Source organism: Pasteurella canis (assembly GCF_020810675.1).
GTDB lineage: Bacteria > Pseudomonadota > Gammaproteobacteria > Enterobacterales > Pasteurellaceae > Pasteurella > Pasteurella canis.
The window spans coordinates 1,767,639-1,780,126 of sequence record NZ_CP085871.1; the positions used below are offsets into that span (position 1 = coordinate 1,767,639).

12 protein-coding genes are annotated in these 12,488 nt (G+C 38.0%); 2 read left to right on the forward strand and 10 right to left on the reverse strand.

Going from position 1 to position 12,488, the window contains the following annotated elements:
- Window positions 1-17: 17 nt before the first annotated feature.
- The 7 genes from hpaE to hpaA all read right to left on the reverse strand — a co-directional run bounded on the left by hpaE (window position 18) and on the right by hpaA (window position 6,921).
- Window positions 18-1,478, reverse strand: a complete 1,461-nt coding sequence (hpaE, locus tag K7G93_RS08245) for a 5-carboxymethyl-2-hydroxymuconate semialdehyde dehydrogenase (protein WP_226690428.1) — start codon at window positions 1,476-1,478, stop codon at window positions 18-20.
- A gap of 18 nt (window positions 1,479-1,496) precedes the next feature.
- Window positions 1,497-2,261 (reverse strand): fumarylacetoacetate hydrolase family protein, encoded by a 765-nt coding sequence (locus K7G93_RS08250; RefSeq protein ID WP_049214979.1) that lies wholly within the window; start codon window positions 2,259-2,261, stop codon window positions 1,497-1,499.
- Window positions 2,262-2,274: 13 nt separating this feature from the next.
- Complete coding sequence (locus K7G93_RS08255; RefSeq protein WP_226690458.1) at window positions 2,275-2,982, reverse strand: fumarylacetoacetate hydrolase family protein; 708 nt, start codon at window positions 2,980-2,982, stop codon at window positions 2,275-2,277.
- Window positions 2,961-4,289 carry a TRAP transporter large permease gene (locus tag K7G93_RS08260; RefSeq protein WP_082303074.1) on the reverse strand — a complete coding sequence of 443 codons (1,329 nt, stop codon included), beginning with the start codon at window positions 4,287-4,289 and terminating at the stop codon, window positions 2,961-2,963. The genes K7G93_RS08255 and K7G93_RS08260 overlap by 22 nt, the downstream gene beginning before the upstream one ends.
- 4 nt (window positions 4,290-4,293) lie before the next feature.
- A complete protein-coding gene (locus K7G93_RS08265) occupies window positions 4,294-4,821 on the reverse strand; it encodes a TRAP transporter small permease (RefSeq protein WP_226690457.1) in 528 nt (175 codons plus the stop codon).
- Window positions 4,822-4,839: 18 nt separating this feature from the next.
- The gene (locus K7G93_RS08270) at window positions 4,840-5,862 is read right to left on the reverse strand and encodes a TRAP transporter substrate-binding protein (protein WP_049214976.1); all 1,023 of its coding nucleotides are present in this window, start codon (window positions 5,860-5,862) and stop codon (window positions 4,840-4,842) included.
- A 153-nt stretch (window positions 5,863-6,015) separates the two neighbouring features.
- Window positions 6,016-6,921 (reverse strand): 4-hydroxyphenylacetate catabolism regulatory protein HpaA, encoded by a 906-nt coding sequence (gene hpaA / locus K7G93_RS08275; protein ID WP_226690456.1) that lies wholly within the window; start codon window positions 6,919-6,921, stop codon window positions 6,016-6,018.
- Between the two features lie 267 nt (window positions 6,922-7,188).
- Between hpaA and hpaB the strand changes: the two genes are divergently transcribed.
- Window positions 7,189-8,787: a 4-hydroxyphenylacetate 3-monooxygenase, oxygenase component gene (gene hpaB, locus K7G93_RS08280; protein ID WP_049214973.1), complete on the forward strand. Its 1,599-nt coding sequence runs from the start codon at window positions 7,189-7,191 to the stop codon at window positions 8,785-8,787.
- A 29-nt stretch (window positions 8,788-8,816) separates the two neighbouring features.
- Window positions 8,817-9,320 (forward strand): 4-hydroxyphenylacetate 3-monooxygenase, reductase component, encoded by a 504-nt coding sequence (hpaC, locus tag K7G93_RS08285; protein ID WP_226690455.1) that lies wholly within the window; start codon window positions 8,817-8,819, stop codon window positions 9,318-9,320.
- A 96-nt stretch (window positions 9,321-9,416) separates the two neighbouring features.
- On the opposite strand, the gene ftsX is transcribed toward hpaC, so the two are convergent.
- The 3 genes from ftsX to ftsY all read right to left on the reverse strand — a co-directional run bounded on the left by ftsX (window position 9,417) and on the right by ftsY (window position 12,486).
- Window positions 9,417-10,352, reverse strand: coding sequence for a permease-like cell division protein FtsX (ftsX, locus tag K7G93_RS08290; RefSeq protein WP_226690454.1), 936 nt, complete (start codon window positions 10,350-10,352; stop codon window positions 9,417-9,419).
- Between the two features lie 11 nt (window positions 10,353-10,363).
- Window positions 10,364-11,014: a cell division ATP-binding protein FtsE gene (gene ftsE, locus K7G93_RS08295; RefSeq protein ID WP_046339922.1), complete on the reverse strand. Its 651-nt coding sequence runs from the start codon at window positions 11,012-11,014 to the stop codon at window positions 10,364-10,366.
- A 74-nt stretch (window positions 11,015-11,088) separates the two neighbouring features.
- Window positions 11,089-12,486, reverse strand: a complete 1,398-nt coding sequence (ftsY, locus tag K7G93_RS08300; protein WP_223668400.1) for a signal recognition particle-docking protein FtsY — start codon at window positions 12,484-12,486, stop codon at window positions 11,089-11,091.
- Window positions 12,487-12,488: the final 2 nt, after the last annotated feature.

The window sequence follows — 12,488 nt, forward strand, 5'->3', positions numbered from 1 at the left end:
ATTTTGCTCCTTTAAATTTATAATCCCCAACGAGGAATCGGATGATCATGCATTGAGATGCATACATTTTTTAATTCGGCAAAAACTTCGAAACTGTATTCACCGCCTTCACGACCAATACCCGAAGCTTTAATCCCACCAAATGGTTGACGTAAATCACGCACATTTTGGCTATTCACAAACACCATACCTGCTTCAATACCATTGGATAAGCGTAGTGCTTTCGCAATATCTTTTGTCCAAATGTAAGAGGCAAGACCATATTCCACATCATTAGCTAAACGTAACGCATCTGCTTCATCTTTGAACTTCATTAAACAGACCACTGGTCCAAAAATTTCCTCTTGAGCAATGCGCATATGATTATCAACATCTGCAAACACGGTTGGTTGAATAAAGTTACCTTTTTGTAAATGGTCAGGTAAGTTTTGTGGACGTTCTAACCCACCAGCTAATAAGTTTGCCCCTTCCTCTAAGCCGATGCGAATGTAACCTGTAACCTTTTCATAATGTTGGCGAGTAATCATTGATCCGACTTGGGTATTTGGATCTTGTGGGTCACCTACGATTAAACGTCTTGCACGAGCGGCAAATTCTTTCACGAACTCGTCATACACCGTTTCTTGAATAAAGATACGAGATCCTGCTGTACAACGTTCGCCATTCAAGGAAAAAATTGTAAAGAGTGCAGCATCTAATGCGCGCTCTAAATCTGCATCATCAAAAATTAAAACGGGTGATTTTCCCCCAAGCTCCATTGAATATTTTTTCAATCCTGCATGTTTTAAAATATGTTTGCCTGTTGCAGTACCGCCAGTGAACGAAATCGCCCGCACATCATCATGGGTCACTAATGCCTGTCCCGCTGTTGAGCCAAAACCTTGTACTACATTAAATACTCCTTCAGGAATGCCTGCTTCTAGAGCTAAACGACCAAGCTCATTAGCAGTCAGTGGTGAAAGCTCTGACATCTTTAAGACCGCAGTATTTCCTAATGCTAAACAAGGTGCTGTTTTCCAAGTTGCAGTCATAAACGGGACGTTCCAAGGTGACACTAAACCGCATACACCTACTGGTTGATAAAGGGTATAGTTCAGCATTTTGTCATCAACAGGATAGCTGTGCCCATTCATACGCGTACATACTTCAGCAAAAAAGTTAAAATTATGTGATGCGCGAGGGATCAATACATTTTTAGTTTGGTGAATCGGCAACCCTGTATCCAAGGTTTCTAATTCTGCCAACTTAGCAACATTTTTATCGATTAATTCACCTAAATTACGCATTAAACGTGCACGTTCTTTGGCTGAGGTTTTTGACCATTTTGGGAACGCCTCTTTTGCTGCCTTCACAGCTGCATTAATCTCTTTTTCACCACCAGAGGCAACCTCACAAATCACCTCTCCTGTTGCAGGATTCAGATTCTCAAATGTTTCGTCACTGGCAACTTCTTTACCGTTAATCCAATGTTTAATCATAGGTTTCTCCTCTATATCTTAGGTATTTTTTGCAAAAAAGGCGGTTTCACTCACAATGTAATTTGTAAGTTTGCCAATTTGTTCAATTTCGATTTCAACACAATCGCCTACTTTGACATCTGCAAGCCCTTTTGGTGTCCCTGTTGCAATCATGTCTCCAGGTTGTAATGTTGTAATATGGGAAAGATGTTCAATTAAATATGCGATATCAAAAATCATATCTTTGGTATTGCCTTCTTGACATAATTCACCATTCACCCACGTTCTGAGCGTTAAATTCATTGGATCCTTCACATCTTCTTTATCCACAATCCACGGTCCAACAGGGGTCGTGCCAACACGATTTTTTACGCGTAAATTCGGACGATAATAATTCTCTAAATAATCGCGAATAGCATAGTCATTACATAAGGTATAACCTGCCACATAGTCCATCGCATTTTCACGTTTCACATTTTTTGCAGTTTTGCCAATCACGACGACTAGCTCACACTCATAATGCATATATTCCACATGATCAGGTCGCCAAGTCGTACTGTTATGCCCCGTATAAGTATGATGGGTTTTCACAAAGACTAATGGTTTTTCTGGTGGCTTAAAATCTAACTCCGACGCGTGATCAGCATAATTCAAACCAAGTGCATACATCATACCGCTGGCAGGTGGCAGCCAAGTCACTGCCTCGGCAGGTAAAAGTTGTTTTTGTTCAGTCAATAACCCTTGCTCTTGTACTTCAACACTGTGGATTTGATCTTGATAAACCACTTTTGCATATTTACTCATAATCGCTCCTACCTTATTCCGCAATGGTGTTACTGACAGAACCTATTTGGACAAAATCCACACTGACCTCATCGCCCGCACTCGCTAACAATGGCATATCCTCTGTGCCTGTCAGCAAAATATCACCCGCTTTAAATGCAATGAATTGGCTCAAAAAACTGATTAATTCAGCTACGGAGTGCTTCATATCTAGATGTACATAAGATTTTTTAATAGCGCCATTTAATGCAATGTTAACCATCACTTCTGCAGGATTTGCTACCGCACTTTTCATAACGGTTTGTCCTAAAACACAGAAACCATCTTGGCAACGCCCTTCTATATCAGGACGATAATAACTATCATTTGGTAAAGAATACAAAGCAACAGGCACATAACCTGCAACAGTATATAAAGCATTTTCCACACTCACTCTTGAAGTATCTTGCCCAAAGACTACCCCTAAGTGCGGTTCAATTCTGAGTTGTTTTTTTCCTTCTGGTAAGCATACTGTAGCACCACTACGATTATGTGTTGCTTCAGGTAATACATAAATAACAGGCGTTTTGGGCAGTGCTTTGTAAGGCGCTTGTTCAAATTCAGTTTGACAACGTTGCAATAAACGCTGTGAATTTAGAGCTATCACAAACACTGTCGGTTTGTTAGCGGCGCTTAGTTGTGTAATCTGTTTAGCTAAAGAGACAGACATAATTTCCTCACTTAAAATAAATGGACTAGCCATAATGCAATACTCGGGACACAAGCAATCACAACAATACGAAGTAAATCAGAGGCAATAAACGGTAAAACCCATTTTGATGTTGCTAATAAGGGAGTTTCTTTATCCATCTTATTGATAATAAATAAGTTCATCCCCACAGGAGGAGTAATTAACCCTATTTCCACTACCATTAATGCCACAATACCAAACCAAATCGTTTTATCTTGTGCAGATAATCCCCAAAAATCTAAGCCAAGAATGATTGGGTAAAAGATAGGAATCGTCAGCAAAATCATTGCAAGCGAATCCATCACGCAACCTAAGACGAGATAAATCATTAAGATACAAAATAAAACAAATAGTGGGGCAAATTGTTGCTCAACAACCCAGTTGGCTAATTGCGCAGGCATTTGTGTCAATGCTAATGCTGAATTTAATAAATCTGCACCAATCAACACCATGAAAATCATTGCGCTTGCCATTGCTGTTTGTAGGATACTGTCAACTAAGCCCTTCCAAGTTAAACCACCTGAAAGCCAAGAAATCAAGCCACAAGATGCCGCTCCAATCGATGCAGCTTCCGTAGGATTTGCCCACCCACCATAGATACTGATGATCACAACAGCAAACACAATAAAAATTGGTAAAACTTTCACTTGTGACTTTAACGCTTGGAAGAAGGGAACTTTTTCTGAAGTTGGTCCTGCATCAGGGCGCAAGCTAACCAGAATTTTAATCACAACCACATAACCCAATAAGGCTAAAATACCAGGCACAATTGCTGCCACGAATAATTTACCAATCGATTCTTGCGTTAACACAGCATAAATAATCAAAGGGACTGAAGGTGGAATTAAAATACCTAACGTTCCTCCCGCTGCTAAGGTTGCCGTACTCAGTTCACCAGAGTAATGACGTTTCTTTAATTCAGGAATGGCTACTTGCCCCATCGTCGCAGCGGTTGCTAAAGAAGAGCCACAAATTGCACCAAATGCTGCGCAACTTCCTACTGATGCCATGGCTAACCCACCACGCCAATGTCCAATAAAGCTACTTGCTGCTTGAAATAAGGCCTTTGACATTCCACCATGTGAAGCCAGCTGTCCCATGAAAATAAATAAAGGCACTACCGCTAAGTCGTAATTAGATAAACGAGCGTAAGCCAAACCATTTAAGGTGTACATTAAAGAGTTAAGATCCCCTTGCCCTAAATACGCATATAAGCCAGCAGCAGCTAAAAACATCGAAATACTAATATGGATTCGGAGTAATAATAGGGTAAGTAAGATGAAGAACCCCACAATGCCCATTTCTAAGCCACTCATCATAAACTTAATCCTTTGCTGTTAAATGGATACAAAAATAATAAAAAGCACAACATCCCATTACAATAAAGCCAAGCATAATTGCAACATTTGGCATCCAAGTTGGGAAAGATAATAATGCAGTGACCTCTTCATATTCTTGTAATGTTTCACTTTGTAACCAAATACGCCAAACTAACAAGAATGAAACCAAACAGAGTAATAAATCTGCTAATGCATCCATTTTATTGCGTAAAACCAATGGAAATTTTGCGGTGAAAAAATCCACTTTTAAATGCTCAGACATAATTGTGCAAAAAGGGAGAAAGAGGGATGCAGCAACCGCACATCCCATTTGCATAATCTCAATATCACCAAGTACACCTCCATTCCCTAACTTTCTATCAACGAGGGAATAACAAGACATGATAATCAATGCAATAAATAACAACCCACCTAGAATTGCCATAGCTTTTGATACATGAAACAATCCCATACCAATTACGTTATTTCTCACTTTATTTGGAATCACTATAGCTTGTGTCGATTCGCTCATCGCGCACCTCCTTGCTAATTATTGATGTTTTTTCACCATCTCACGTAAATCATCAATTAATTGTTGACCGTTTTTACCTTGTTTATTCATACTGTCGATCCAACTTTGTGTGAGCGAATCAGTCATTGCTTTCATTTTCTCAGTATGTTTTGGTCCGAATTCAGTAATCACCCCGCCATGGGCAAGCACTTTTTTACGCGCATTTTCTTCTGTTTTTTCCCAAGCCACCGTAATACGCTCTAATAAGGCAGGTCCAGAATGCTTATCAAGAATGGTTTTTAAATCTGCAGGTAATGAATCATATTTTTTCTGATTCATCACTAAAGCAAGTACTGTTACTGTTGGGAAAGGCTCACCTGCTGCAGGCATTACATGATACTTAGTCACCTCATCTAATTTCGTTGGAGGAACCACTTCCCATGCACCCATTGCACCATCAACAACACCTTTTGAAATGCTTTCCGCGACTTGTGAAGGAGCGATAGAAATCGCAGATCCGCCTAAAGCTTGAATAATTTGTGAGGCTAAACGAGTTGGTGTACGTAATTTGTTACCTTTTAAATCCTCTACTTCATTAAGTGGTTTATTAGAGTGGAATGTCACCCCACCATCACTTTGGATAGACAAGACTTTAAATTGCTTAAATTCTGTATCTTTGGCATATTTCTCAAAAAATTCCCAAGCAACTTTATTCCCAACACGCACATTAGGTAATAAAAAAGGTGTTTCTAACGCTTCAATCACTTTAAAGCGACCTGGTGAATAGCCTGGTGCAGTCCACACAATATCAGCAACACCATTACGTACTTGATCAATCAGTTGACCTGCTGTACCACCAAGCTGATTAGAAGGATACAATTGACACTCAATACGACCTTTTGATTCCGAATTCAAATCCTGACACCAAGGTACTAAAACATCATTGTGCATTGTTGAAAGTGCGGGTAGAAAATGACCTATTTTTAATACCACTTTGTCATTTGCGAAAGCAGAACTAGAAACTGCTAAAGTTACAGCGAGTAAGAGTTGACGTGTCTTCATAAAAAGTCTCCTTCACGTTCGTTGGAAAAGGCATTTAAGAACAAACAGCAGTCCAATGTAACCAATTTGTTAACAGGTTGTTACAGTTATAATAGAGTTACACAGAGTTTTAAATGTACTTTTCTTGTGAAAAATTGTACTTTTCACAAAAAACTAGGATAGATTAGAAGATATGTGATCTTGATCGCGAAATGCTTTTGGCGATAAATTTGTTTCCTTTTGGAAGAAACGTGAGAAGTAAGCGGGATCTTTAAAGCCTAAATCATAGGCAATTTGATAAATAGAATATTGGCTAAAAAGTAACTTTCTTTTAGCCTCTTGAATCTGACGTTCTATAATTAATCTTTTCGGAGACGTTGCTGAGAAATGCTGGCAAATGGCATTTAATTTACTTTCACTAATGCATAATTTATCCAAGTAGTCATTAATACGCCAGTTATTCTTAAAATTCTCCTCGATCAAAAAATTAAATTGGTTAAAAAGGTATAACTCGTTATTCCTCGGACTGTATTTTTTCTCATCGCTTTTAGATAAACGATAAATCTCTAATAAAATTAACTTTGCACATAAACGAAGTGCGGTCTGTTTTTCTTCTGTATTATGTCTGTACTCCGATGCCAGCAGATTAAATAAATATTCAAACTTGAAGATTTGTTGCTGTTGTTCGCCTAACTGAGATAGCTCAATACACATGGGGTAAAAATAATTAATGTCTCTTTTTAAAGATTCAAGTAATTGCCACACAAACGCTTGCGGAATAGTTAGAACATGTCCATGTGTATCTAGGTCAGTATAGAACCCATGAGGTATAGAAGGCGGTGTAATAAAAAAACAAGGTGCGTACAATTGATATTCATGAGCATCAAGTTGTAATCTAATACTACCTTCTGTTAAATAATGGACTTGGTAAAAACGATCATGAAAATGTACTAAAGATTTTCTACCATAAAATAACGCTAAATTATCAAATGTTTCATAATGAATAATATTACTGTCTTCCTGCCCTCCATAGGTTTTCTCAATATTAATATTTTGAGTTTCAGCCACTTGATCGACCATCATTTCCTCTGATTACTCATATTGTTAATGAATAACCCGACTGTAAACTATGCTTAACTCAGTGTATAGCACTCATATTCAAAAGAGCGATAGAGATCACATTTTAATCATTTTTATAGCAGAAATACGGAAAAGTACATTTTTTGCCAAGAAAATTGCATTTTATCTTTGTAACAAATCCACTATAAATTTAACAAATTCGCAACATCTAACCCTGCTTTATCCTAGATGCTATTCCTAATCTCATTTGTTCAAAAGGAGTAAACCATGACTCAAGTAGAAAAAAAAGCACACAAATTACCTGATGATTTTAGAAAAGAAAAAAATCGCCCATTTACTGGTGAAGAGTATTTGGCTAGCTTAAGAGATGGGCGCAAAGTTTATATTTACGGAGAATTAGTCGAAGATGTCACCACACATCCCGCTTTCCGTAATGCAGCAGCTTCTGTTGCAAAGCTATATGATGCCTTACATGATCCTGCAACAAAAGATGAATTATGCTGGGAAACAGATACAGGTAATGGCGGTTATACTCATAAATTCTTCCGCTATGCGCGCAATGCAGAAGAGTTAAAAGAGCAAAGAGATGCGATTGCAGCTTGGTCACGCTTTAGTTATGGTTGGATGGGGCGTACACCAGATTATAAAGCTGCTTTTGGTAGCGCACTCGGTGCTAATCCCGAATTCTATGGAAAATTTGCAGACAATGCTCGTCACTGGTACAAGCGTATCCAAGAATCTTGCCTATATTTTAACCACGCCATCGTGAATCCACCAATTGATCGTAATAAGCCTATTGATCAAGTAAAAGATATTTATGTCAAAATTGAAGAAGAACGTGAAGACGGAATTGTGGTAAGTGGTGCGAAAGTGGTTGCGACCAACTCTGCATTAACACACTATAACTTCATTGGTTTTGGTTCAGCGCAAATCATTGGCGATAACGATGACTTCGCTCTTATGTTCATTGCGCCAATGGATGCTGAAGGCGTAAAACTGATTTGTCGCCACTCTTATGAATTAGCGGCAGGTGCAACTGGTTCACCATTTGATTTCCCATTATCAACACGCTTTGACGAAAATGACGCAATTCTTGTATTAGATAAAGTGTTTATCCCTTGGGAAAATATTTTAATCTATCGTGATCTAGACCGTTGTCGGACTTGGGCACAGTATGCAGGTTTTGCTACCTTATTCCCAATGCAAGCTTGTACTCGCCTTGCAGTAAAATTAGATTTCATCACAGGTCTATTACATAAAGCCTTACAATGTACAGGTGTCATTGAATTCCGTGGTGTTGCAGCACAGATGGGTGAGGTCATGATGTACCGTAACTTGTTCTGGACATTAACCGATGCGATGGCAGGGTCATCCTATCAATGGAAAAATGGTTGTCAAATGCCAAGTGCCCAAGCAATTCAAACTTATCGAGTAATGGCGCCAATGGCCTACCATACAGTGAAAAAAATTATTGAACAAACTGTAACAAGTGGGTTAATTTATTTACCTTCGCATATCCGTGATTTCAATAACCCAGAAATTGATCAGTATTTAGAAAAATATGTACGAGGCTCAAACAATATTGAATACCGTGATCGAATTAAAATTTTAAAACTACTTTGGGATGCAATTGGCACTGAATTTGGTGGTCGCCATGAGCTCTACGAAATCAATTATGCGGGAAGTCAAGAAGAAGTCCGTTTACAAGTACTAGGACAATCAACAGGCAATGGTACATTACAACGTTGTTTCGATCTTGTCGATAAATGTTTGGCTGATTATGATGAAAATGGCTGGAAAGTACCACATCTCCATAACTCAGCTGATATTAATATTTTGGATAACTTAAACCGTTTTTCCAAATAACTAAGCAGATCATATTAAGGAAAATCATTATGCTTACGCCAATTCAACAAAACTTCCGTAATTCCATGGCGAAATTAGCCGCTGGTGTGAATATTATCACAACTAACGGCCCTGCTGGGAAATGTGGGATCACTGCAACCGCGGTATGTTCAGTTACTGATACACCGCCCACTGTGATGGTCTGTATTAACAAAAACAGTGAAATGAATCCTGTTTTCCAAGCGAATAAACGCCTTTGTGTTAATGTGTTAAATTCGGAACAAATCGAATTAGCCCAACATTTTGCAGGATTTAAAGGCAGTTGTATGGATGAGCGTTTTGAATGGAATGTGTGGCAACCACAAAAAGATTCTGCATCAGTTCCATGTTTAAAAAATGCGTTAGCAAATTTGACAGGAACAATTGTGGATATTCGAGAAATTGGTACACACTCTATGTTCCTAGTTGAACTCGAAGAAATTCAAGTTTCTGATGAAGGACAAGCATTAGTGTACTTCTCACGCAACTTCCATACAGTAGGAATAACAGAATAGTACTCTTCTTATAGAAATTATAGAAAAAAAGCGATTGCCTAGATAGCAATCGCTTTTATTTTTTTATGGAAAGAAGAAGTTAATGCGGTCTGTTTTCTAATTTTTTTGTTCTAACATTTTAATATGGCGAGTTGCCGCAATCCATGCGCCGACATATCCAACCAATGTACACACAATTATTAAAAATAAAAACTCTGCAAAATTGACACTATTTAGCTCAAACTGCACGGCAAAAATATCAGTAACATATTTTACGGCTTGAGTAAAATAGCCAATTGCTAGACTACTAAATAGACAAGCAAACAAACCACCTAATACAGCATAAATCATCCCTGTATACAAAAAGGGGCGCAGAATAAATTGATCAGTCGCTCCCAATAATTTCATTACTTCAATATTTGCCTGACTACTATAAACATCCGAACGAATACTATTACCAATAACTAAAAATACAGCTAATGTCATTAACACTGCACAAAAAATAGCAACATGTGCCACTAGCCAAGTTAAGGCTGTCAATTTTTCTAACCAGTCATTATCTAAACGTACTTCCTGTACCCCTTTGATTTTGCCTAAGTTTTGTCGTAACTCATTACGCTTCTGTGACTGGTTATATTCTGGTGATGCTCTAACCACCACTACAGCAGGCAAAGGGTTATCATCTAATATATCCAATTCATTATTAAAGCCAGACCAATCACGAAATGCATTTAAGCTTTCTTGACGAGAAATATAATTTAATGATTCAACACCTGTTTGCTGACGAATTTTTTCTACCACCAAATTAGCATCTTCTTCACTCAACGTCTTATGCAAGTAAACTGTTAATTCACTTTCAGGATAAAACTGTGTTGTTGCTTGATGGATATTTTTCCACAACAAGTAACTGACGGTAGGAATAGTTAAGGAGACACTGATGACTAAAATAGTCAATAATGTACCGAAACGGCGTTTAAGTAAATCTGCCCATACTGCACGTAACACATAATGTATTTGCACCCAAAATGGCGCTTGAACACGACGAGATCCCATTATGATTTTCCTCAACGTAAATAACCTTGCTCAAGAACAAGGCAAGGTTTTGGTTTTTGTTGGATAATATTCAAATCATGGGTCGCAATTAAGACTGTCATGCCCAGTTGATTTAACTCTTCAAACAAACTAAAAATTTCAAAAGATAAGCTATTATCAAGATTACCTGTTGGTTCATCTGCTAATAATAATTGTGGTTTATGCACAATAGCTCGAGCAATGTCAACACGTTGTTGCTCTCCCCCAGACAAATGTATAGGCAAATGGCTGCCTCGATCACGCAACCCGACGCGATCTAATGAAGCAAGTGCACGGGTTTCAGCTTCTTTTGGATGCATACCTGCAATAATTAAGGGTAAAGCTACATTATCAACAATTGAACGATCCGTTAATAAACGATAATCTTGATGTACCATGCCAATTTGACGGCGTAAAAAAGGGATTTCATAGGTGGATAAACGAGTAATATCATGCCCATTAAACCAAATTTGTCCACCGTTAGCGCGTTCCATCCCCATAATTAATTTCAGTAATGTACTTTTACCCGCACCAGAATGCCCAATAACATAATGCATACTGCCTACAGGTAAATGAAAACTGATATTTTGTAAAGCAGGTTTACCACCTAAATACGCTTTACTTACATTCGAAAATCTAATCATTTTTTTATCTACTTCTTAGGTGTCATTCACATAAAGATTCGTACTTGTAAAACTGACTTGCTTTATTTAACACATTAATCTTCATGCACAAATAACGCCTCAATAAACTCATCTGCATTAAATTCACGCAAGTCTTCGATTTTTTCACCTACACCAATATAACGAATTGGTAAATTAAATTGATCTGCAATAGCAAAGATGACTCCACCTTTTGCTGTGCCATCTAATTTTGTTAAACTAATACCAGTTAGCCCCACTGCTTCATGAAATAATTTTGCTTGGCTAATTGCATTTTGCCCAGTACCCGCATCCAGCGTTAACATAATTTCATGTGGTGCAGTTTCATCATATTTTTTCATCACACGAACAATTTTTTTCAACTCATCCATCAAATTGTTTTTATTTTGCAAACGCCCTGCAGTATCTGCAATCAACACATCTATATTACGTGCTGCTGCTGACTGCATAGCATCAAAAATTACTGATGCAGAATCTGAGCCTGTACTTTGTGCAACAACAGGAATATGATTACGCTCACCCCATACTTGCAACTGCTCTACCGCTGCTGCACGGAATGTATCACCCGCAGCTAACATAACCGATTTACCTTCTTGTTGAAATTTACGCGCTAACTTACCAATCGTTGTTGTTTTACCTACGCCATTAACACCCACCATTAAGATCACATAAGGCTTTTTACTTTGATCAATGATTAATGGCTGTGTAACGGGCTTTAAAATTTCTGCCATTTCTACTTTTAACTGTTGATACAATAACTCCGCATCCTGTAATTGCTTGCGGCTAGCATGTTGCGTTAAGTTATGAATAATTTTTGTGGTGGTCGGTACGCCTAAATCTGCGACTAAGAGTTGTTCCTCTAACTCTTCAAATAATTCATCATCAATTTTTTTACCTAAAAACAGACTACGAAAACCCACACCAATATTTTGTTTTGTTTTTAATAATCCTTTTACTAAACGACTAAAAAAACCACCCTCGCTCGGTTTTTCCTGTTCAGTAACAGTAGACTCAGTTTGAACAGCTCTTTCTTCTACTATTTCAACATGTAAATCATTGTCATGCGTCGTAACTTGCTCCACCACTTCTTGTTCGACTAATTCAGAAGCCGAATCGAATATAGGCGTCTGCTCAAACGAAGCTATATCCTCATCACTAACGACAGGCTGCACTATATTTTGAGTTACTGTCTCTATACTATCTTCAACTAAATCTCGCTTTTCTATTGTAATATGCTCTTTTTCTAAAGAAGAAACCTCGTCGATAGAAGCTATATTGTTTTCTAATTGCTCTGTCTCTGTTGATGCTGATACTGATTTATTTATATCCACCTCAGCTGGTTTGACCAGTTCTTGTGCTGAAGATTCTTCTGTCAACTTTACCTCTTGTTGTTCTTTTTTCTTACCTAAGCCCAACCAAGACCAGAAGCCATTCTTTTTATTTTCCATTGATATTA